This window comes from Pedococcus sp. (assembly GCF_036000045.1).
In the GTDB taxonomy this organism is placed as follows: domain Bacteria; phylum Actinomycetota; class Actinomycetes; order Actinomycetales; family Dermatophilaceae; genus Pedococcus.
In genome coordinates this window covers 38,524-60,917 of the sequence record NZ_DASYGF010000024.1, presented here as the reverse complement: position 1 = coordinate 60,917, position 22,394 = coordinate 38,524, and the positions used below count along the sequence as shown (strand labels likewise).

The 22,394-nt window shown below is 70.7% G+C and carries 19 protein-coding genes; all 19 read right to left on the bottom strand.

What is annotated here, in order from left to right:
* Positions 1–2,221, bottom strand: a 2,221-nt coding sequence (dnaE, locus tag VGN50_RS04800) for a DNA polymerase III subunit alpha (RefSeq protein WP_327443533.1), incomplete at its 3' end; no start/stop codon positions are given.
* Between the two features lie 91 nt (positions 2,222–2,312).
* Positions 2,313–3,236 carry an RluA family pseudouridine synthase gene (locus tag VGN50_RS04795; RefSeq protein ID WP_327443532.1) on the bottom strand — a complete coding sequence of 308 codons (924 nt, stop codon included), beginning with the start codon at positions 3,234–3,236 and terminating at the stop codon, positions 2,313–2,315.
* A complete protein-coding gene (locus VGN50_RS04790) occupies positions 3,229–3,894 on the bottom strand; it encodes a signal peptidase II (RefSeq protein ID WP_327443531.1) in 666 nt (221 codons plus the stop codon). Before VGN50_RS04790 ends, VGN50_RS04795 begins: the two co-directional genes overlap by 8 nt.
* Complete coding sequence (locus VGN50_RS04785; RefSeq protein ID WP_327443530.1) at positions 3,867–4,700, bottom strand: TraR/DksA family transcriptional regulator; 834 nt, start codon at positions 4,698–4,700, stop codon at positions 3,867–3,869. The genes VGN50_RS04790 and VGN50_RS04785 overlap by 28 nt, the downstream gene beginning before the upstream one ends.
* Positions 4,701–4,948: 248 nt before the next feature.
* Complete coding sequence (locus VGN50_RS04780; RefSeq protein WP_327443529.1) at positions 4,949–6,154, bottom strand: DivIVA domain-containing protein; 1,206 nt, start codon at positions 6,152–6,154, stop codon at positions 4,949–4,951.
* A 114-nt stretch (positions 6,155–6,268) separates the two neighbouring features.
* Positions 6,269–6,553 carry a YggT family protein gene (locus tag VGN50_RS04775; RefSeq protein WP_327443528.1) on the bottom strand — a complete coding sequence of 95 codons (285 nt, stop codon included), beginning with the start codon at positions 6,551–6,553 and terminating at the stop codon, positions 6,269–6,271.
* A 42-nt stretch (positions 6,554–6,595) separates the two neighbouring features.
* Positions 6,596–7,072, bottom strand: a complete 477-nt coding sequence (locus VGN50_RS04770; protein WP_327443527.1) for a cell division protein SepF — start codon at positions 7,070–7,072, stop codon at positions 6,596–6,598.
* A 48-nt stretch (positions 7,073–7,120) separates the two neighbouring features.
* Positions 7,121–7,840: a YggS family pyridoxal phosphate-dependent enzyme gene (locus VGN50_RS04765; protein ID WP_327443526.1), complete on the bottom strand. Its 720-nt coding sequence runs from the start codon at positions 7,838–7,840 to the stop codon at positions 7,121–7,123.
* Positions 7,837–8,559, bottom strand: a complete 723-nt coding sequence (pgeF, locus tag VGN50_RS04760) for a peptidoglycan editing factor PgeF (protein WP_327443525.1) — start codon at positions 8,557–8,559, stop codon at positions 7,837–7,839. The genes VGN50_RS04765 and pgeF overlap by 4 nt, the downstream gene beginning before the upstream one ends.
* A 3-nt stretch (positions 8,560–8,562) precedes the next feature.
* Positions 8,563–9,825: a cell division protein FtsZ gene (gene ftsZ / locus VGN50_RS04755; RefSeq protein ID WP_327443524.1), complete on the bottom strand. Its 1,263-nt coding sequence runs from the start codon at positions 9,823–9,825 to the stop codon at positions 8,563–8,565.
* A gap of 264 nt (positions 9,826–10,089) precedes the next feature.
* Complete coding sequence (locus VGN50_RS04750) at positions 10,090–10,830, bottom strand: cell division protein FtsQ/DivIB (protein ID WP_327443523.1); 741 nt, start codon at positions 10,828–10,830, stop codon at positions 10,090–10,092.
* Positions 10,827–12,275 carry a UDP-N-acetylmuramate--L-alanine ligase gene (murC, locus tag VGN50_RS04745; RefSeq protein WP_327443522.1) on the bottom strand — a complete coding sequence of 483 codons (1,449 nt, stop codon included), beginning with the start codon at positions 12,273–12,275 and terminating at the stop codon, positions 10,827–10,829. The genes VGN50_RS04750 and murC overlap by 4 nt, the downstream gene beginning before the upstream one ends.
* A complete protein-coding gene (murG, locus tag VGN50_RS04740; protein ID WP_327443521.1) occupies positions 12,272–13,390 on the bottom strand; it encodes an undecaprenyldiphospho-muramoylpentapeptide beta-N-acetylglucosaminyltransferase in 1,119 nt (372 codons plus the stop codon). Before murG ends, murC begins: the two co-directional genes overlap by 4 nt.
* On the bottom strand, positions 13,390–14,670 hold the full coding sequence (gene ftsW / locus VGN50_RS04735; protein WP_327443520.1) for a putative lipid II flippase FtsW: 1,281 nt from the start codon (positions 14,668–14,670) through the stop codon (positions 13,390–13,392). The genes murG and ftsW overlap by 1 nt, the downstream gene beginning before the upstream one ends.
* 2 nt (positions 14,671–14,672) lie before the next feature.
* Entirely contained in the window at positions 14,673–16,199 is a 1,527-nt protein-coding gene (murD, locus tag VGN50_RS04730; protein WP_414694558.1) for a UDP-N-acetylmuramoyl-L-alanine--D-glutamate ligase, read from the bottom strand.
* On the bottom strand, positions 16,199–17,278 hold the full coding sequence (gene mraY / locus VGN50_RS04725) for a phospho-N-acetylmuramoyl-pentapeptide-transferase (RefSeq protein WP_327443518.1): 1,080 nt from the start codon (positions 17,276–17,278) through the stop codon (positions 16,199–16,201). The genes murD and mraY overlap by 1 nt, the downstream gene beginning before the upstream one ends.
* Positions 17,275–18,675 (bottom strand): UDP-N-acetylmuramoyl-tripeptide--D-alanyl-D-alanine ligase, encoded by a 1,401-nt coding sequence (locus VGN50_RS04720; protein WP_327443537.1) that lies wholly within the window; start codon positions 18,673–18,675, stop codon positions 17,275–17,277. The genes mraY and VGN50_RS04720 overlap by 4 nt, the downstream gene beginning before the upstream one ends.
* A 5-nt stretch (positions 18,676–18,680) precedes the next feature.
* Positions 18,681–20,234 (bottom strand): UDP-N-acetylmuramoyl-L-alanyl-D-glutamate--2,6-diaminopimelate ligase, encoded by a 1,554-nt coding sequence (locus tag VGN50_RS04715; RefSeq protein ID WP_327443517.1) that lies wholly within the window; start codon positions 20,232–20,234, stop codon positions 18,681–18,683.
* A gap of 11 nt (positions 20,235–20,245) precedes the next feature.
* On the bottom strand, positions 20,246–22,372 hold the full coding sequence (locus VGN50_RS04710) for a penicillin-binding protein 2 (protein ID WP_327443516.1): 2,127 nt from the start codon (positions 22,370–22,372) through the stop codon (positions 20,246–20,248).
* Positions 22,373–22,394 lie beyond the last annotated feature (22 nt).

The window sequence follows — 22,394 nt, the reverse complement described above, 5'->3', positions numbered from 1 at the left end:
GGTCGGCCGCGCCGAGCGAGTAACCGGCCACGTGTTGGGCGATGGCCATCACCTGTTCCTGGTACACGATCAACCCGTAGGTGTCGCCCAGGATCTCGGCGAGCGGTTCGGCAAGCTCCGGATGGATCGGGATGACGGGCTTCCGGCCGTTCTTGCGGTCGGCGTACTCGTTGTGCGAGTTGGCCCCCATCGGGCCGGGCCGGTAGAGCGCTCCGACGGCCGAGATGTCCTCGAAGTTGTCGGGCTTCATCGATCGCAGCAGTGCACGCATCGGGCCGCCGTCGAGCTGGAACACGCCGAGAGTGTCGCCCCTGGCCAGCAACTCGAAGGTCTGCGGATCGTCCAGCGGCAGGTCCTCGAGGACGACCGTCCCGCCGCGGTTGGCCCTGATGTTGATCAGCGCGTCGTCCAGGACCGTCAGGTTACGAAGCCCGAGGAAGTCCATCTTGATCAGACCCAGGGTCTCGCAGGTCGGATAGTCGAACTGGGTGATGATCGCGCCGTCGAGTTCCCGCTTCATGATCGGGATCAGGTTCTGCAGCGGCTCGGACGACATGATGACACCCGCCGCATGCACGCCCCACTGCCGCTTCAGCCCTTCCAGGCCCTTCGCCATGTCGACGACCTTGCGGACATCGACGTCCTGCTCCACCAGCGCCCGGAACTCGGCGCCCTCGCTGTAGCGGGGATCCGTCGGCTCGAACATCTTGACCAGGGAGACGTCCTTGCCCATCACCGGCGGTGGCATCACCTTCGTGATGCGGTCGCCGACCGAGAACGGCATGCCAAGTACGCGGGCGGAGTCCTTGACGGCTTGCTTGGCCTTGATGGTGCCGTACGTGACGATCTGGGCCACCCGCTCGGCGCCGTACTTCTCCGTGACGTACTTGATGACCTCGCCGCGCCTGCGCTCGTCGAAGTCGACGTCGAAGTCGGGCATGGACATGCGCTCCGGGTTGAGGAACCGCTCGAAGATCAGGCCGTGCGGGATCGGGTCGAGGTCGGTGATCTTCATCGCGTACGCGCACATCGAGCCCGCGCCCGAGCCACGCCCCGGTCCCACGCGGATGCCGTTGGCCTTGGCCCAGTTGATGAAGTCGGCGACGACGAGGAAGTAGCCGGCGTAGCCCTTGGAGACGATGACCTCGGTCTCGAAGGCGGCCTGCTTCGTCGCGTAGTCGGGCACGCCACCGGGGAAACGCTCGACGAGGCCCTGCTGGACCTCCTTGACGAACCAGGACTCTTCGTTCTCCCCCGGCGGGCACGGGAAGCGGGGCATGAACCGCCCCTCCCCCTCGGTGAAGGAGATGTCGCACATCTCGGCGATGAGCAGCGTGTTGTCGCAGGCCTCGGGCAGCTCGCGCCACGTGTGGCGCATCTCGGCCGGGCTCTTGAGGTAGAAGTCGTCGGCGTCGAACTTGAACCGGTTGGGGTCCATCAGCGTCGAGCCGGACTGCACGCACAGCAGCGCCGAGTGGGCCTTGGCGTCCTCGGGGCTGGTGTAGTGCAGGTCGTTGGTGGCCACGAGCGGCAGGCCCAGGTCGCGGGCCAGGCGCAGCAGGTCCTTCTGGACGCGGCGCTCGATGGACAGGCCGTGGTCCATCAGCTCGGCGAAGTAGTTCTCGGCGCCGAAGATGTCGCGGAAGTCGCTGGCGGCCTGCAGCGCCTCCTTGTACTGGCCGAGCCGCAGCCGGGTCTGCACCTCACCCGAGGGACAGCCCGTCGTGGCGATCAGGCCCTGGCCGTACTGGCTGAGCAGCTCGCGGTCCATGCGCGGCCACTTGGCGTAGACCTGGTCGAGGCTGGCCAGGGAGTCGAGCCGGAAGAGGTTGTGCAGGCCGTTGTTGTTCTTGGCCAGCAGCGTCATGTGCGTGTAAGCACCCGATCCCGAGACGTCGTCGCCGCTCTGGTGGTCCTCACCCCACTTCACCCTGGTCTTGTCGGTGCGATGGGTGCCCGGAGTGACGTAGGCCTCGACGCCGATGATGGGCTTGACGCCCGTGCCCTGCGCCTTCTTCCAGAACTCGTAGGCCCCGAAGACGTAGCCGTGGTCGGTCGTCGCCAGGGCCGGCATGCCGAGCTCGGCAGCCCTGGTGAACAGGTCCCCGATCCGCGCCGCGCCGTCGAGCATGGAGTACTCGGTGTGCACGTGGAGGTGGACGAACGAGTCGGTGCTTCTGCTCGGGGTGCTGGAGGTGCCGGAGGCGGTCTGGGGGGACATCAGAAGCGATCTTAGGTCGGGGTCCTGACATCCCCTAAGGGACGCGCCTGCCTGTGACGGATGAGGCGCGTGGTATGCCGCGGTGCGCGGCTCAGAGCAGGTCCAGCGCCCGGGCGAGGTCGGCCGGGTAGGGGCTCTCGAAGGTGACATAGCGGCCCGAGCCGGGGTGCTCGAAGCCCAGGCCGACCGCGTGCAGCCACTGCCGCTCCAGCCCCAGCCTGGCCGCAAGCTTCGGGTCCGCGCCATACGTGAGGTCGCCGGCGCACGGGTGGTGCAGCGCGCTGAAGTGGACCCGGATCTGGTGGGTTCGACCGGTCTCGAGATGGATGTCGAGCAGCGACGCCGAGCGGAACGCCTCGATGACCTCGTAGTGCGTGACGCTCGGCTTGCCCTTCTCCATCACGGCGAACTTGTAGTCGTAGCTGGGGTGACGACCGATAGGGGCGTCGATAGTGCCCACCACCGGGTCCGGCAGCCCCTGCACGAGGGCGTGGTAGGTCTTGTCGACCGCGCGAGAGCGGAAGGCCTGCTTCAGGACGCTGTAGGCGTACTCGGACTTGGCGACGACCATCAGACCGGACGTGCCGACGTCGAGGCGCGAGACGATCCCCTGACGCTCGCTGGCCCCACTCGTGGCGATCCGGTAGCCCGCCGCGGCCAGCCCACCCACCACGGTGGGCCCGGTCCAGCCGACGCTGGGGTGGGCGGCGACCCCCACCGGCTTGTCGACGACGACGATGTCGTTGTCGTCGTGGATGATCGTCATGCCGGGGACGGGCTCGGCGACCACCTGCAGCGTCGGGCTCTGGTTGACCGCGGGCAACAGCACCTCGAGCAGGTCACCAGCGCTGACCCGGTCGGACTTGGCCGCGGGCTTGTGGTTGACCTGCACGTCACCGGCGCTGGCCAGGTCAGCCGCCTTCGTGCGCGACACCCCGAACAGGCGGGCGAGTGCGGCGTCGAGCCGCTCGCCTTCGAGTCCGTCGGGGACGAAGAGCGTGCGTGGGTCAGACATGGGCAGTCCCACCGCCCTGGGGGTCGGGTGCGGCCGCCTCGTGACGCCCCTGGTGGGGCCGGGCGCCGTCCACGCCGACGCCCCGCATCGCGAGGAGCGCGATGAACGCCGCGGCGCCCACGATGGCGATGTCCGCGACGTTGCCGATGAAGAACCCGAAGTAGTCGATGAAGTCGACGACCTGACCGCGCCCAGGGCCCGGGCTGCGCACCATCCGGTCGGTCAGGTTGCCCAGCGAGCCACCCAGCAGGAGCCCCAACGCGACCGCCCAGGCCGAGCTTCCGATCCGGCGAGCGGTGCGCAGGATGAACACCAGCACACCGCAGGCGACCAGGGTCATCACCCAGGTGGCGCCGTTGCCGATGGAGAACGCGGCACCGGCGTTGCGGATGAGGTTGAGCCGGATGTGGTCGCCGACGACATTCACCGGCTCGCCGGTCGTCAGCGTGTTCTGGGCCCAGATCTTGGTGACCTGGTCCGCGGCATACGCGACCACGGCGGTGGCGCCCATGAGAAGGAACAGCATCCGGCGACGCCGGGACGCCACGGGGTCGGTGCCGCCCGTGGCGGGGGTGCCAGTGGAGGGCTCCGGAGTCGTGTGAGGTGGGGTGGGGGTGTCGTGGGCCGCGATCAGCGGCGCTCCTGCTTCGTCTTGCATGTCACGCATAGGGTCGCACGAGGAGCGGCCTGGAGGCGAAGTTTGCCGATCGGGTTGCCACAGGACTCGCAGATGCCATAGGTGCCGTCCTCGATCCGCTCCAGCGCGTGGAGGTTCTGCTCGAGCATCTCGCGGGCGTTGTTGGCGAGTGAGATCTCCTGCTCGCGCTCGAACGTCTTGGCGCCCGCATCGGCCTGGTCGTCACCGGCTCCGTCGCCGGCGTCACGCATGAGGCCGACGAGGTCGGCCTCGGCGGCCGTGATCTCCTGGCGCAGGTGGGCGATGTCCGCCTCGATCTCGGACCGTATGTCGCGCAGCTCCTTGGCCGTCCATGGCGACTCGTCGGCGCGGACGGCCAACGACCGCGCCGACGCCTTGCGCGGGGCTGCGGCCTTCTTTGCCGGAGCGGCCTTCCTGGTGGGAGCCGCCTTCGTGGCAGGCGCCGTCTTCTTGGTCGGAGCCGCCTTCTTCGTCGTCGCGGCAGCGGCCTTCTTTGCGGGAGCGGCCTCCTTGGCCGGAGCCGCCTTCCCGGTCGTCGTGGCTGCCGTCTTCTTCGCGGGAGCCGCCTTCTTCGTCGCCGTGGTGGCAGCCTTCTTGGCCGCAGCCGCCTTCGCCGTCGTCGTCGTCGTGGCAGCCGCCTTCTTCGCGGCAGCGGCCTCCTTCGCGGGCGCCGCCTTCTTCGTCGTGGACGTGGCCTTCGTGGTTGCGCCCTTGCCGGACACCGTCGCCGTGGCGGCCACGGCCTTGGCACTCGTGGTGGACGCGCTCGACTTCGACGTCGCCGAGGCTCTCGACTTCTGTGCCATGGTCTGCCAGGTCCCTCGTTTCGCGGGGCGCTCCGGCAGAGCGCCATCAGGTGCCGCGAGGATAAGCGCTGCGGCGTCTGGACTCAACGCCAAAACACCCGTTGGCTCCTGGGCAAGATCATCTGTGCCATCACCAGGACGATCCCGCCCACGTGAAGAGGCGTCCGGCATACGACAGGGCGCCCACCGCGCGAGGCGATGGGCGCCCTGTCAGGCACTGTCTGCAGGACCCCGTGAGGTCGTCCGGGCTACTGCGAGGCGTCGCTCCGCTCGCCCTGACCCTCAGCCTGTCCCTGCGGCTCGGCGCCCTCGGAGCCCTCACCGTCGCCCTCGGACTCGGCAGAGTCGGTCGGCTCCACGCCGGTCTGGTCGAGGTCGGCGAGCTGCTCCTCGATGTAGCTCTTGAGGCGGGCGCGGTAGTCGCGCTCGAAGGTCCGCAGCTCGTCGATCTTCTTCTCCAGGAGGCTGCGCTCGCGGCCCAGCTCCTCGAGGATCTGCGCCTTCTTCTGCTGGGCCTCGTGCACCATGCCGGTGGACCGCTCCCGAGCCTCGGTGATGAGCTGCTCGTGCTTGGCGGTGGCCTCGTGCACCAGCTGGTCGTGACGGGCCTGACCCGTCGAGAGCAGCTCGTCGTGGCGGGCCTGGCCAGTGGAGAGCAGCTCGTCGTGGCGGGACTGCGCCTCGCCGACCAGCTGGTCATGCTTGGCCTGGGCCTCGGCGACCAGGCGGTCGCGCGTCGACTCGCCCTGGCCGACGTGCTCATCGTGCAGTCGCTGAGCCATCTCCAGCAGGGCAGCAGCGCTGGCGCCACCGCCGGCCGCGGCCGCGCCGACCTCGGCGGCGCTCATGCCACCGCCGATGGGAGCGCTCTGCGCCTGCGCACGGGCAGCCTCGAGCTCACGCTGAGCCACCTGGAGCTGCTGCTCGGCCTCCTGCGCGCGCTTCTCAGCCTCCGCGGCCCGGGCCTCCGCAGCCTTGGCGACGTCGGACACGTGGCCGTCTGCGCCCTTCTGGGCACCGGAGATCCGCTGCTGGGCGGCCTTCTCGGCCTCCTCGGCACGAGCCTGCGCGACCTTCTCGGCCTCGGCCGCCTTGGCCTCGGCAGCCGCAATGCGCTCCTGGGCGGCCTTCTCGGCCTCAGCAGCCTTGGCCTGCGCCGCGGCAACGCGGTCGGCGAGCTCGGCCTGCGCCTTGGACTCGGCCTCCTCGGCGGCCTTGGCGTCGGACGCCTTGCGGGCCGCTGCTGCCGGGTCGGTCTTCGCCACGGGCGCCATGCCCTTGCTGGACCGGCACTCGTTGAGCTGCTCGCGCAGGTCGTCAGCCTCCTTGACGATGCGGCGCATCTCGGCGACCACCTCGTCGAGGAAGTCGTCGACCTCGCGCTCGTCGTAGCCACGACGGAACTGGGTCGGCGTGAAGTTCTTGTTGAGGACGTCCTCTGGCGTGAGCGTCATGTAGTCACCTCGGTTGGCAGGCATGAGCAGTGCGTGGTCAAGCATCGCAGACACGGGTCCGGCGCGGACACAGGGTCGCGCGCCAGCCTAGGGGATACAGCGCAGGCCGCGGGCCTATATGACCTGCATCAGGAACGTCGTCGCCAGCATCAGCACCAGGAACCCGAGGTCGAGCCGCAGGTTGCCGATGCTCAACGGCGGGATGAGCCGGCGCAGGGCCTTCAGGGGCGGGTCGGTGACCGTGTAGATCACCTCGGCGACCACCAGCAGGACGCCGCGCGGACGCCAGTCCCGGGCGAACGCCTGGACCCAGTCGAGGACCAGACGTCCGAGCAACACCACGAAGAACAGGAACAACGCGAAGCGCAGCACACTGCCGATGGGGCCGGGAACGAGCATGGGGTCACCCTGCCACGAGTGGCTGGGCGCAGGTGCGCAGGGTCAGCTCTGGTTGAACAGGCCGCGGGCGCTGGGGACCGCGGCCGAGTCCTCCGCCGCGACCTCCACGTGGGCCGGCGAGAGGAGGAAGACCTTGGAGGTCACCCGCTCGATGGAGCCGTGCAGCCCGAACACGAGACCCGCGGCGAAGTCGACCAGGCGCTTGGCGTCGGAGTCGTCCATGTCGGACAGGTTCATGATGACGGGCGTGCCCTCGCGGAAGCTCTCGCCGATGTTCTTGGCTTCGTTGTAGGTGCGCGGGTGGATCGTGGTGATGCGGTTCAACGCGCCGACCTCCACGTCGCGGACGACTCGGGCCACCGGGGTGCGCTGCGGGAGCGGGGTGACGGCGGCGGAACGCTCCTCGGGGACGTCGTGACGGCCCGGCTCGTCGTAGTCGTAGCCGTCGTAGGAGTCGTAGCGCTCGTCCTCCTCGGCGAGCCCGAGGTACACCATCGTCTTGCGTAGCGCCCCAGCCATCGTGAGCTCCCTTGGTTCCGTGCGTGGTCGTCGTCTTCGCGACTGAAGTTACCGGTGTGGCTCGCGAGAACCGAGGATTGCGCTTCCGACACGCAGGTGTGTCGCCCCATGCGCCACCGCCGCCTCGAGGTCCCCGCTCATCCCCGCGGAGATCCAGCCTGCCTCGGGGTGCGCAGCGCGTATGCCGCCTGCGATCTTCTGCAGGCGGCCGAAGGCCTCGCCTGCGTCCGCGCCCAGCGGCGCGACTCCCATGACACCGCGCAGCTCGAGGTGCTCGGCGCCAGCGACCGCGTCGGCCAGCTCGCCGGCTCCGCGGGGATGGACCCCTCCCCTCCCCGCACCGTCGGTGTCGAGCGAGACCTGGACCAGCACCGAGCACCGCACCCCCTGGTCGGCCGCAGCCCGGTCGAGGGCAGCCACGAGCTTGGGGCGGTCGACCGACTGGATCACGTCGGCATACCTGACCACGGAGTGGGCCTTGTTGGTCTGGAGCTGGCCGATGAAATGGACGGTGAGGTCGGCCCGATGCGTCAGCGCACCCACCTTCGGGCCCGCCTCCTGGTCGCGGTTCTCACCGATCGCCCTGACACCCAGCTCTGCCAGGAGGTCGACGTCGCTGGCTGGGAAGAACTTGGTGACGGCAATCAGGGTGAGCTCGCCGGGGTCTCGCCCGGCGGCGTCACAGGCGCGCACGATCCTTGCCCGGACGGCGCCCAGTCGCTGCTCGAGCTCGGCCCGTCGACCGGCGTGGGCGTCGAGTGCGCTCACGGAGCCAGGACCACGATGCCGGCGAAACGGCCGGTCAGCCCGTCTCGACGATACGAGAAGAGGCTCGAGTCCTCACGTGCGCAGCCTGGAACCCATTGCACCGCAACGTCATTCGCTCGGAGCTGGCTCACCACGCCCGCCGCGACGTCGATAGCCGGGGTGCCCGACCAGGAGACGGCGACCGACGCGGGAGCGATCTCAGCGGCCGCATCGCGCAGCTCCTCGGGCACCTCGTAGCAGCGTCCGCAGACGGACGGGCCGACCACCGCCTTGATCTCCCGGGCCCCGAGATCGCGCATCCGCTGGATGGCCGCGGGGACGACGCCGGCGAGCAGGCCGGGGCGACCGGCGTGCACCGCTGCCACCACACCTGCCTCGCCATCGGCCAGCAGGACGGGAGTGCAGTCGGCCACCAGGGCCGCCAACGCCACCCCGGACGTCGCCGTCACGAGGCCGTCGACGGCCGGCGCCTCATGACCGTTCCATGGCCCGTCCACGACGGCGACCTCGCGACCATGGCACTGCCGCATGAACAGCAGCCGGTCGCGAGGCAGCCCGAGCGAGGTCGCCACGGCAGCCCGGTTGGACTCGACATCGGCGGCGTCGTCACCGACGTGGCCGCCGAGGTTGAGCGAGTGGAACGGTGCGGAGCTCACACCTCCGTGGCGGTCGGTGAAGGCCCAGGTCACCCGACCGGTCTGCGCGCGCCAGGAGAACACGCGCTACTTCAGGAAGTCGGGGACGTCCAGGTCGTCGCTCTCGTCGAAGGTGACCGTGCGCGGAGGACGCCCAGCGCTCTCCCGCGCCGGCTCGGCCGACGCCGGCGTGCCGGCCGGAGCCGCCGCAGCATCGCCACGCTGCGGGTCCCCGGACTGCGGGGCCGGGGCCGCCTGGGGGGCGGGCGCGGGCGTTGCGGGGCGCGGAGCGCTGACAGGGGCCTGCTGGAAGGACTGCTGTGACTGCTGCTGCGCCGGCTGGTTGGGACGTTGGGCGCCCTGGATCTGGCCGATGGCACGGTCGTTGTCGCGCTTGAGTGGGGCGCCCCCGTCGAAGCCGGCAGCGATGACCGTCACCCGGACCTCGTCGCCGAGCGCGTCGTCGATGACCGCGCCGAAGATGATGTTGGCCTCGGGATGAGCGGCCTCCTGGACCAGCCGGGCCGCCTCGTTGATCTCGAAGAGCCCGAGGTCGCTGCCACCCTGGATCGACAGCAGCACGCCGTGGGCGCCGTCGATGCTCGCCTCGAGCAGCGGGCTGGAGATCGCCAGCTCGGCGGCCTGGACGGCCCTGTCGTCGCCGCGCGAGGAGCCGATGCCCATCAGGGCCGAGCCCGCCCCCTGCATGACGGACTTGACGTCGGCGAAGTCGAGGTTGATCAGGCCGGGGGTGGTGATGAGGTCGGTGATGCCCTGGACACCGGACAGCAGGACCTGGTCGGCGGACCGGAAGGCGTCGAGCATGCTCACTGCCCGGTCGCTGATCGACAGCAGCCGGTCGTTGGGGATGACGATCAGGGTGTCGACCTCCTCGCGGAGGTTGGCGATGCCGGACTCGGCCTGGTTGGCGCGCCGGCGGCCCTCAAAAGTGAACGGCCGGGTGACGACACCGATCGTCAGCGCGCCCAGACCCCTGGCGATCTTGGCGACGACCGGCGCACCGCCGGTGCCCGTGCCGCCGCCCTCGCCCGCCGTGACGAAGACCATGTCGGCGCCCTTGAGCACCTCCTCGATCTCCTCGGCGTGGTCCTCTGCGGCCTTCTTGCCCACCTCGGGGTCAGCGCCGGCGCCGAGGCCACGGGTCAGCTCGCGACCCACGTCGAGCTTCACGTCTGCATCGCTCATGAGCAGCGCCTGGGCGTCGGTGTTGATGGCGATGAACTCGACGCCCTTGAGGCCGACCTCGATCATGCGGTTGATGGCGTTCACCCCACCACCGCCGATGCCGACGACCTTGATGACGGCCAAGTAGTTCTGTGGTGCTGCCACGGCGTGGGCCTCTCCTGATGTGCTGCTCGAGCGATGCGATGCCTCAACGTGAAGTTGAGGCTTAGAGTTATGTCAATCTCCAGTGCCGCCGACGCTATGCCGAGTCAGGGGTGCAGGCAAACGATTCGACCGCGTGTCGCAGCACGGATTGGCCTGATCGAGCGGTTTCCTCGACCGGGGCCTGCCACCACTATCTCAGCAGTCACATCAGTCACTTCAGCCCCACCTCCCCCACCTCCGTCGAGGGTGGCTGGGGGCCGTCCCTCAGCGGGTCACCGGGGTGTCCGGGGCGCTGACGTCGATGACGTGCGGAGCGCCCTTGAGCAGCGCCTCCATGATGGTCAGCTTGCGCTCAGGCGCGTCGATACCGCCCCACACGACCTGGGTCTGGCCGATGGTGAGGGTGACCAGGTCTGCGCTGCTCACGACCACCCGGGAGACGGTTCGGTGGAGGCGCTCGGGCAGCACCCGCAGAACGCTGACGGCCGCGGCCAGCGCGTCCCGGGACAGCGCCGCCTGGCTCGCCGCGTAGACCACGGGCACGCCGCGCGGCGGGGCGCTGACCTTGGCATAGGCCAGACCGTTCAGATCTACAACCTCTAGTTCACCTTGAGGGTTCTTGACCACGAGGAACGGCACGCGCGGGCTCGCGTGGATGACCAGGGTGCTCGGCCAGGCGCGCTCGATGGACACGTCGGCCAGCGTCGCCAGCTGAGCCACCCGAGTGGACACCGCGCCGCTGTCGACCCTCGCCAGCGGCTCCCCTACAGGCACCTGGGCCAGGGCACGGATGGCAGCGACCTCGGACTGGGGCACGCCGACCACCTCGACACTGCGCACCGCGAGCAGGGGGCTGAACCCCACGACCCACACAAGCAGAGCCAGGACGGCGACCACACCGGCGGCATACGCGGTCAGGCGCCAGGGGCGCCGGCGCACCTCCTGGGCGCGCAGGTGGAAACGGGTCCGCGACGACTCCAGACCGGTGCGCTGCGAGCGGCTCATGCGCCACCGAGCACGCGGAGGATCTCCGGACCCATCATCGTCACGTCGCCCGCCCCGACGGTGAGCACCAGGTCGCCGGACCGGGTGCGCCCTGCGACGACCTCGGCCACCGCGGACCACGACGAGACCACCTCGACGTCGGCCTCGGGGCGCTGCTCGTGCAGGGCGTCCGCGATGAGCTGTGAGGAGATGCCCGGCATCGGGTCCTCGCGCGCACCATAGATCTCCATCAGCACCACGGCGTCGGCCGGCGACAACGCGGCGGCGAACTCGCGGGCGAAGTCACGGGTCCGCGAGTAGAGGTGCGGCTGGAACACCACGACCAGACGCCCCGAGGGCTCCGCCGACCGCACCAGCTCGGCGCCGGTCGACACCACTGCGGCGACCTTGCCGGGGTTGTGGGCGTAGTCGTCGACGACCGAGACCCCTGCGGCCGACCCCTTGGGCTCGAAGCGCCGACGGGTGCCGGTGAACCCGAACAGGCCGTCGAGCACCCTGGCCGGATCCTGCCCCAGCCCCTCGACCGCGGTCGTGTAGGCCGCGGCTGCGTTGAGCAGGTTGTGGCGCCCCGGGATGTTGACCCGCAGAGCCCTGGGCTCGCCGTCGGGCCCGGTGACCGTCGTGTGGCCCGTCAGGCCGCGGAACGTCACCCCGCTGAGGACGACATCCGCGTCCTGGGCCCACCCGTAGGTCAGCACCCGCGTGCCGTTCGCCCGGGCGACCTGGGCCAGGCGGCGCGAGCCCTCGTCGTCGGCACAGGCCACCAGCAGGCCGCCCGGGAGCACCGAGCCGGCGAACGCGGCATACGCCTGCTCGACGCGAGGGAAGGTGCCGTAGAAGTCGAGATGGTCGGGCTGCACGTTGGTCACCACGGCGACCTGCGGGCGGTAGACGAGGAACGACCCGTCACTCTCGTCCGCCTCGGCGACGAAGATGTCACCGGTCCCCCAGTGCGCGTTGGTGCCGTGCTTGGCCAGCTCGCCCCCGGCGGCGAACGACGGGTCCGTGCCGCAGTGCTGCAGGGCGACCGTCAGCATCGAGGTCGTCGTGGTCTTGCCGTTGGCGCCTGCGACCGCGACCCGTCGCGAGCCGGCCATGGTGCTGGCCAGCGCCTGGGCGCGGTGCAGCACCCGCAGGCCGCGCTGCCGAGCTGCCGCGAGCTCGACGTTCTCCTCGCGGATGGCGCTGGAGATCACCACCGTGTCCCTGCCCTCGAGGTATGCCGGGTCGTGCCCGACATGGACCTCCGCCCCCTCGGCCTCGAGCGCGGCGAGCAGCGGCGACTGCTTGGCATCGGAGCCGCTCACCGAGCAGCCGCGCGCGAGCATCACCCGCGCCACGCCCGACATGCCCGAGCCACCGATCGCGATGAAGTGCACCGCGCCCAGCTCCTCCAGCGGAGGGACCGGCGCGGCGAAGTCGAACCGCGGGTTCTGGCCGTTCATCGCGGCGACTCGTGGAACGCAGCCGTCACCAGGTCGGCCAGCGCCTCGTCGGCGCCCCGCTCCCCCACGCCCGACGCGGCTGTGGCCATGGCCTGGAGGCGGGGCGTGTCGGCCAGCAACGGGACGAGGGTGTCGTCGACCCACTCGGGGGTGAGTGCGCGGTCCTCGACGAGCAGGCCTCCGCCCGCCGCCACGACGTCGGCGGCGTTGAGCCGCTGCTCGCCGTTGCCGATCGGCAGGGGAACGTAGACGGCCGGCAGTCCGACCGCGGTCAGCTCGCAGACCGTGTTGGCCCCGGCACGGCACACGACGAGGTCGGCGACCGCGTAGGCGAGGTCCATCCGGTCGGTGTATGCCGCCACGACGTAGGGCGCGCCCACGCCCCCGTCGTCGATGTCGAAGGTCTTGCCTGCGCCCGTGAGATGGAGCACCTGGACGCCCGCAGCCCGCAGGCCGTGGGCGCGCGCCTCGAAGGCCGCGTTGAGCCGCTGGGCCCCGAGCGAGCCACCGGTGACCAGCAGGGTGGGCCGGCGGTCCTCGAGACCGAAGTGAGCCAGCGCCTCCCCGCGAGCGGCGCCGCGGTCGAGCCGGGCGATCTCGGGACGCAAGGGCATGCCGATGGTCCGGGCGCCCCGCAGCCGCGTGCTGGGAAAGGTCGTGGCGACGTGGTGGGTGAGCCGGGCCCCGAGCCGGTTGGCCACGCCGGGCCGAGCGTTCTGCTCGTGGACGACCATGGGCACCTGCCGGCGCCGAGCGGCGAGGTAGGCGGGCGTCGACACATAACCGCCGAACCCGACGACGACCTGCGCGCCGGTCGACTCGATGGCTCGCTCGGCCGCCGCGACGGCGGCCCGCAGACTCCCCGGCAGCCGCAGCAGGTCCGCAGTCGGCTTGCGCGGCAGCGGCACCTTGGGGATGGTCAGCAGCTCGTAGCCGCGCTCGGGGACGAGCCTGCTCTCGAGGCCGGCCTCGGTGCCCAGAGCCGCGATGGCGATGGCGGGGTCGCGACGGCGCAGGCAGTCGGCCAGGGCGAGGAGCGGTGAGACGTGCCCGGCCGTGCCGCCACCGGCCAGGAGCACCGACGTCGGAGCAGCCTGGCGTCCCGAGGCCGGCATCATCGCTGCTTCCGGCGCGAGGCCAGCACGGCCAGCGAGCGGCGCACCACCGAGGGCTTGGCCGAGAGCACTTCGGCGCACCCCGGCTCGGCCCGGGCGAATGACAGCAACATGCCCAGGGCCAGCATCGTCGTCGTCAGCGAGGACCCGCCGTAGGAGACCAGCGGCAGGGGCACGCCGATGACCGGCAGCAGGCCGATGACCTGACCGATGTTGACGAACGCCTGGAACACGATCCACGCCATGACTCCTGCGGTGGCGATCCGGACGAACTGATCGTCCGTGCGCGACACGATGCGGTAGCAGACCAGCGCCAGCACGCAGAAAAGGCCGAGCAGCACGAGCGTGCCGGGCAGCCCCAGCTCCTCGCCGACGATGGCGAAGATGAAGTCGTTGTGGGCCTCCGGGAGCCAGGACCACTTCTCGCGGCTGGCGCCGAGCCCGACGCCCCACCACCCGCCGTCTGCGAGGGCGTAGCGACCGTGGATCGGCTGCCGGGCGGCGCCGTAGGGGTTGGTGTCCTTGCCGAGCCAGACGTCGAACCGCCCCAACCGGTTGTGGCTGGTGGCGACCATGGTGATCGCCAGCACCGTGAAGATGGCGCCGGCCCAGGCGAACCACTTCACCGGCACGCCCGCTGCGAACAGCAGGCCGGCCACGACCGCGCCGATGATCAGCGTGGTGCCGAGGTCGCCGCCGCCCAGGACCAGGGCCGCCGGGACCGCAGTGACGGGGAACAGGAACGGCACGATGACATTGCGCAGGCGCGTCAGCTGACGGCGCCTGGCCGACAGCACCGTCGCCCCGACCAGGACGAGCCCGAGCTTGATGAACTCCGACGGCTGGAGGGTCACCGGCCCGAAGGCCAGCCAGTTCCGGTTGCCGTTGACCCGCACGCCCAGCGGGGTGAACACCAGCAGCTCCAGGAACGTCGCGCCTACCAGGACGAAGAGGGACAGGGCCTTCCAGCGGCGCACCGGGACATGGGCGGCGAACGCCATGGCGATGGCGCCGAGGACGGCGAACCCCAGCTGCTTCTGGGAGTAGAGGTAGGGCGTCCGGTTGTTGCTCTGGACCAGCGAGAGCACCGAGGACGCCGACGTGACCATGATCAGGCCCATGGTCACGAGCACCACGGTCGCCGAGAGAAGGACGTAGTAGCTGGTGACCGGAGACTCCAGCCGCCGCAGCCAGCCGCCGAAGGTCCCGTCGTCCGCGCCGTCGGCGCCCGCACGCGAAGAGGTCCGCGCCTTGTGTGACGCGGTGGTGGTACTGCTCACTGCTACTCCCCCGGGGACCCGGCGCGGCGTGCGACCGCAGCGGCGAAGGCGTCGCCCCGGGCACCGTAGTTGGGGAACATGTCCATGGAGGCGGCTGCCGGCGCCAGAAGCACGACGTCACCGGGCTGCGCTAGAGCTGCCGCGTGCGCGACGACTTGGTCCATGGCACCAGTGTCCGTGCTCTCGACGTCCACGACGGGTACATCCGGCGCGTGTCGGGCGAGCGCCTCGGCGATCCGCGCGCGGTCCGCTCCGAGGAGGACGACACCCCGCAACCGCTCTGCCGCGTCGCGGACGAGGTCGTCCACCTCGGCCCCCTTGAGCAGGCCGCCGGCCACCCAGACCACGTGTTCGAAGGAGGCCAGCGACGCCGCGGCGGCATGGGGGTTGGTGGCCTTGGAGTCGTCGACGAACCGAACCCCGTCGACCGACCCCACGTCGGCGATGCGGTGCGGTCCGGGCGAGTACCCCTTCAGCCCGTCTCGGACGGCCTGTGGTGGCACGCCGTAGGAGCGCGCCAGAGCCGCGGCCGCCAGCGCGTTGGCGAGGTAGTGCGGAGGCAGGGTGGCCAGGGCGCCCTTGACGTCGGCCAGGGTGGCGAGCTCTGCGGCCGAGGTCTTGCGCTGCTCGACGAACGCGCGGTCCGCCAGGATGTCGTCGACGACGCCGACCATCGACAGGCCCGGGGTGCCGAGGGTGAACCCGATCGCGCGGCAGCCCTCCTCCACCTCGGCGTCCATCACGAGCTGCTCGGTCGCCGGGTCCTGGACGTTGTAGACGCAGGCCACCTGGGTGTGGGCATAGACCTTGCCCTTGGCCCGGACGTACTCCTCGTACGAGCCGTGCCAGTCGACGTGGTCGGGAGCGAGGTTCAGGCACGCCGATGCGTACGGGGCCACGGACTGCGACCAGTGCAGCTGGAAGCTGGACAGCTCCACGGCGATGACGTCGTAGGGCTCGGGATGCAGCACGGCCTCCAGGATCGGCGTCCCGACGTTGCCGGCCGCTGTCGCGCGCAGCCCCGCCGCGCGGAGCATCGAGGCCAGCATGGTGACGGTCGTCGTCTTGCCGTTGGTGCCGGTGATGGTCAGCCACGGAGCCGGGCCCACCGCCTGCCGCATCCGCCAGGCCAGCTCGACCTCACCCCAGATCGGTATGCCGGCCCGCGCCGCCTGCGCGAGCAGCGGCTGGTCCGGACGCCATCCCGGCGAGGTGACGACGAGGTCGGGGGCCAGACCCTCCGGCATACGGGTCACGTGGTCGGGACCCAGACGAAGGTCCACGCCCAGGATGTCGAGGATGCGGGCGCGCTCGCCCAGCGGGACGTTGCTCGCCGGGTCCGCGCCGTCGACCACGACGACCCGAGCGCCCCGCTCGTGCAGGGCGTCGGCGGCGGCGAAGCCGCTCACCCCCAGCCCGGCGACCACCACGCGCAGCCCGCTCCAGTCGGCCGATGCGTTGGTCAGCCCGTCGAGGCGACCACCCACCTGCCGACCACCACCATTGTGTGCACCTGCGGAGCTGCTCACTACCCTCCTACGACCCATTCGGCATAGAACAGCCCCAGACCCAGGGCCACGAAGAGCCCGGCGATGATCCAGAACCTGATGACGATCGTGACCTCGTTCCACCCGAGCAGCTCGAAATGGTGCTGCAGCGGTGCCATCCGGAACACCCGTCTACCGGTGAGCTTGAACGAGCCGACCTGGATGATGACGGAGAGCGTGATGGTGACGAAGAGGCCACCCAGGATGACCACGAGCAGCTCGGTACGCGTGGTGATCGCCAGGCCCGCGAGGGCGCCGCCCAGGGCGAGGGACCCGGTGTCGCCCATGAAGATCTTGGCGGGCGAGGCGTTCCACCAGAGGAACCCGAAACAGGCGCCCATCGCCGCTGCGGCGACCACCGCCAGGTCGCGCGAGTCACGGACCTCGTAGCACTTCAGTCCCGGCGTGGTCTGGCAGTTCTGGTTGCCCTGCCAGATGCCGATGAGGACGTAGGCGGCGAAGACCATCACCGAGGCTCCCGTCGCGAGCCCGTCGAGCCCGTCGGTGAGGTTCACCCCGTTGGACGTGCCCGCGATCATGAGGTTGGCCCAGATGACGAACAGGATGAGCCCGACGAGGCTGCCCGCGAAGGCCAGGTTGACCGGGGTGTCCCTGACGAACGAGATGTGCGTCGACGCGGGGGTGCGGTGCTTGGCGCTCGGAAACTGCAGTGCGAGCACGGCGAAGACGACGGCGACGAGGGTCTGACCCGCGAGCTTCTCGCCCGAGCGCAGGCCCAGGCTGCGTTGCTTGGAGATCTTGATGTAGTCGTCGAGGAACCCGACGATCCCCAGCCCAGCCATGAGGAACAGCACGAGCAGACCGCTCCACGTGGGCTTGGTCGCCGTGACCAGGTGGGCGAGCGCGTATGCCGCGAGGCTCGCTCCGATGATGACCGCGCCGCCCATGGTCGGGGTGCCGCGCTTGGTGTGGTGCGACGTCGGACCGTCGTCACGGATGAACTGGCCGTAGCCCTGCCGCACGAGGTACTTGATGAACATGGGGGTTCCCAGGAGCGCACCCATCAGGGAGATGACGGCCGCGATCAGCACCGCCTTCACGTCGTGCCCTCCTTGGTGTCGGCGGCTATCTGGTCCCCGAGCCACCGTAGCCCCGCATCGCGGCTCGACTTGAACAACACGACGTCACCGGCGCGAAGTTCTTCCTCGAGCAGTGCTCGTGCCGAGTCGGCGTCGGGCACCCACACGACCTCCTCGCCCCACGAGCCCTCGTGCTGGGCGCCGGTGGCCATCGGCCGCGCGATCTCGCCCACCACGACGAGGCGGGAGATGTTGAGGCGCACCGCCAGCCGGCCGATGCCGTCGTGCTCGGCGGTCGAGTCGTCGCCCAGCTCGAGCATCGAGCCGAGCACCGCCCACGTGCGTCGGCCACGTCCCATTGCGACCAGGGCCTTGAGCGCCGCACGGACCGAGTCGGGGTTCGCGTTGTAGGCGTCGTTGACGACCGTCACCCCATCGGGGCGCTCGACGACCTCCATGCGCCAGCGCGAGGCCGGGGTCGCCGCCGCAAGCGACTCGACGATGTCGGGCAGGCTCAGCCCGCACTCGAGCGCCGCCGCGACCACCGCCAGGGCGTTGCCGACGTGGTGCTCGCCATGCAGGGGCAGCGACACGTGGGCGCTGCCCCGGGGCGTGTGCACCGTGAAGCGGGGACGTCCCGCCTCGTCCAGGACGATGTCGTCGGCCCGCACGTCGGAGTCGGGGGCCGTGCCGACGAGCTGCACCCGCGCCACCGTCTGCGCCGCCATGCCCCGGACGACGGGGTCGTCGGCGTTGAGCACCGCCAGCCCGGTTTCGGGCAGGGCCGCCACCAGCTCGGCCTTCGCACGCCCGATGGCCTCCCGGGACCCGAACTCGCCCACATGTGCGCTGCCGACGTTGAGCTCGATGCCGATGGTGGGTTCCGCGATGGCCGCGAGGTAGGCGATGTGGCCGATCCCCCGGGCGCCCATCTCGGCGACGAGGAAGCGGGTCGCCGGTTCCACGCGAAAGACGGTGAGGGGTACCCCGACCTCGGAGTTCAGCGAACCGGCCGGGGCCACGGTCGGCGCCGCGGCGGAGAGCACCGAGGCCAGCAGGTCCTTGGTGGAAGTCTTGCCGGACGAGCCGGTGATGCCGATGACGACGAGGTCGGGGTGAGCGCGCACCACCGCGCGGGCCAGGTCAGCCAGGCCGTCCTGGATATCGTCCACCACCACACAGGGCACTCCGTCGACGGCGCGGGTGGTCATCGCCGCGACCGCTCCCTGCTCCACAGCGCCCGGCACGAAGTCGTGGCCGTCGTGGAGCTCGCCGACGCGGGCGATGTACAGGCCGCCGGGGCCCGCCTCGCGCGAGTCGGTGACGACCGGTCCATCGACGACCAGCAGGGACGCCTCGGCGGCGTCGATGCCATGGAGCCGGCCTCCGACCGCGGCCGCGACCTGGGCGAGGGACATCGGGATCACGCGCGCTCCCCCGTCCGCCGGACCAACGAGCGCAAGGCGTTTCGTGCTTCGTCCACGTCGTCGAACGGGTGCACTGTGCCGCCGATCTCCTGGCCCGTCTCGTGTCCCTTGCCGACGATCGCGACCACACTGCCGGGGCCTGCGCGGAAGGCCGCATCCACGGCAGCCTCGATCGCGGCCTGGCGTCCGGCCACGTCGTGCAGGACCGCGTCCGTGGCGGCATCGGAGGCTCCGGCCATGACGGCCGCCCGGATCACGGCCGGGTCCTCGGAGCGCGGGTTGTCGTCGGTGACGAAGACGAGGTCGGCATGGTCGGCGGCGGCCCGCCCCATCGCCGCCCGCTTGCCCCGATCGCGGTCGCCACCGGCACCGAGGACGACCACCAGGCTGCCCTGGGTCGTGGGCCGCAGCGCGCGCAGTGCCGCGGCCACGGCATCCGGGGTGTGCGCGTAGTCCACCACCACGTCCGGCAGGACGGCCTCGGTTGCGTCCTCGGGCACGTCCACCGCGACCCGCTGCATCCGACCCGGGACGTGCGGGTCCTGCCACAGGGCGTGCTCGACGTCGCGGGGCGACAGTCCAGCAGCCATCAGAGCGAGTGCCGCCATCGCGGTGTTCACCCTGTTGAAGTCGCCGGGCAGGGCCGAGCGCAGGTGCAGGCTGGTGGCGCCGTCGGTCAGTGTGAGGTCCGCAGGGCTGGCGCCGGGCTCGAGCCGCCAGTCGGCGGCGACGTCAGGCACCGAGGTCACGGTCGTCACCGGCACGGACGCCGTCTGGGCCAGCTCGCGCCCCCACTCGTCGTCGACGCAGACGATGCCGAGCCGCGAACGTTCCGGCGTGAACAGCGAGGCCTTCGCCTCGAAGTAGTCGCGCATCGTGGGATGGAAGTCCAGGTGGTCCTGGGACAGGTTGGTGAACAGCGCGACGTCGTAGACGACCCCGTCGACCCGGTGCTGGCTCAGCGCGTGGCTGGAGACCTCCATGACGCAGGAGTCGACGCCGCGCTCGGCCATCACGGCGAGCAGGGCGTGCAGGACGGTGGCCTCGGGCGTGGTGCGCATGCTCTTGATGCGCTCGTCCCCGATCCGGGTCTCGACCGTGCCGATGAGCCCCGTGGTGTGGCCCAGGGCCACGAGTGCCGAGTTCACGAGGTATGCCGTCGTGGTCTTGCCGTTCGTGCCGGTGACGCCGAAGAGGCGCAGGGGAAGGCGCTCCGTGCCGTAGACCAGCGACGCGACCCGGCCGACCACGGCGCGGGGTGCGGGCACCCTTACCAGGGGTGCCTCGGGCCAGGTCTCGCGGACCAAGGATGCACCGGCGTCGTCCGTGAGCACGGCAACGGCACCTGCCTGCCTCGCCGCCGCGGCATACGAGCCTCCGTGGGCGTTCGCGCCCGGGAGGGCCGCGTAGAGATCGCCGGCCACGATGTCCTGGGAGCTGAGGCTGACCCCGCTCACGGTCACGTCGTCACCGTCGAGCACACCGTCGGCGAGGGCTGCCACTGCACTGAGGGTGGTGACGCGGGATCCGGTCGGGCGGGGGGAAGGCACGAGACGCGAGACTACCGTCCGTGCCGCAGGCGGGCCGCAGCCGACAGGTGGTCGCGCACGACGCTGGGGTCAGTGGGCGACGGCGTCGTCGCCGCCTTCAGGACAGCGACCGGGGATGCCGTGCCGGTCGGCGGGATCTGCAGCTCCTGGAGGGCGTAGGTCATCACGTCGTGGAAGACCGGGGCTGCCACCGTGCCACCGAAGTAGCCCTTGACGGGCCGCTGCAGTGTCACCGCCACGACGATCTGGGGGTCGTCGGCGGGAGCGAAGCCGATGAAGCTGGCGGTGTAACCGGAGTAGTGGCCCACTTTGGCGTCGTAGCGGTTAGCCGTGCCCGTCTTGCCCGCGACGCGATAGCCGGGAATCTTCGCCTGGGGAGCGGTGCCGTCCTTGCTGACGACACCCTCGAGCATGTCGCGGACCTGCTTGGCGGTGTCGGGTGAGACGACCGTCACCGGCGCCGGGGCCGGCGCCGGCGTGAAGCCGCCCTGGCCGTCGCCGGTCGCCGCGACGATGCGTGGCGGGATGCGGACCCCGTTGTTGGCGATGGTCTGGAACACGCCCGCGGCCTGCAGGGCGTTCACCGACAGACCCTGGCCGAACAGCATCGTGTAGCGCTGCGAGCCGTTCCAGTCCTTGACGTTCGCCAGCAGACCCGATGCCTCGCCCGGGAACCCCATGCCCGAGGTCTGGCCCAGGCCGAACTTCTGGAAGTAGCTGTACATCGTGGCGGCGGGCACCTGCTCGCCGGCGAGGATGGCCCCGATGTTGCTCGACTGAGCCAGAACGCCGGCGAACGTGAGGTACTCGGTGGGGTGGTTTTCGGCGTCCTTGAACTGGGTGTTGTTCGCGCGGTAGATGTGGTTGGGCACCTCGATGATCGTGGAGGGCTTGACCACGCCCTCCTGGATCGCGGCCGCGGCGGTCATGACCTTGCCGGTCGACCCGGGCTCGTAGACGTCGCTGAACGCCTTGTTGGTCCAGTTGTCGCTGGACGGGCCCGGCCGGTTGGGGTCGAAGGTCGGGTACGAGGCGACCGCGAGCAGCTGGCCGGTCTTGACGCTCTCGACGACCACGGTGCCCGAGAGCGCGCCCGTCTCGATGACCTTGCGGGCCACGGCGTTCTGGGCGTACCACTGCAGGTCGGAGTCGAGCGTGAGCTTGACGTCGCGCCCCGGGACCGGGTTGGTCGTCTCCTGCCGCGCGTTGGGGATCGGCTGGCCGCTCTCGGACTGTTCGTAGACCGTCTTGCCCGAACGGCCGCGCAACGTCTTGTCCATCAACACCTCCAGGCCGCCACCGGGTGTGCCGTCGGCCTGCAGGAAGCCGACGAGCGACGCCGCCGCGGTCGAGGTGGGATAGGTGCGTTCGGAGGTGATCTCGGAGTAGATGCCGTTGATGCCGAGCTCGTTGATCTTGCGCCAGGTCAGAGGCGTGACGTTCTTCTGGAGGACGCGGTAGCGCGACGTGCCGGTCAGCTCGGTGGTCAGCTGGTCCACCGGCACACCCAGCAGCGGCGAGAGCGCCTTGGCGGCGCCCGCGACGCCGACCTTGGCCCGCACGCCGTTGACCTTGGCGACATAGGAGGGCACGGCCGTCTGGTCCACCGTCACGGTGCGGCGCTCGATGCTCGCCGCCAGCACGGTGCCCTTGCGGTCGAGGATCGAGCCACGCAGAGCGGGCAGGGCCACGGTCGCGGTCCGCAGCGACTGGGCGTCTGCCGACACCGCGGCCGCGTCGAAGCCCTGGATGCGCAGGAGCTGCGCGGCGAAGATGCTGAAGATGAAGAGCACGACCACGGTCATGGTGCGCATCCGGCGGCGGGGGTTGCCGGCGTCGAGGCGGACCGGGCGACCGAGGGGTCCGCGCGGACCACCGGGGCCGCCCGGACCGCGGGAGCCCTGGGCACCCGAGCCCGAGCCTGAGCCACGCGGCCTGGCGGGGTGCGGCGGCTGACCGGCCCGCGCCTTGGAGGAGGACTCGGTGCGGGTGCGATCGGTGCGGGTCTGCTCGGAGCGGGTCTGCTCGGAGCGGGTCTGCTCGGCACGCGGCGCACGGCCCCCCGACGAGGTCCGGGTGGGCGCGCCGGTGTCACGAGGTCGGCCGTCTCCGGGGCGCGGGCCTCGGGTCTGCGTCACGTGTACCTCGTGTCTGGAGCTG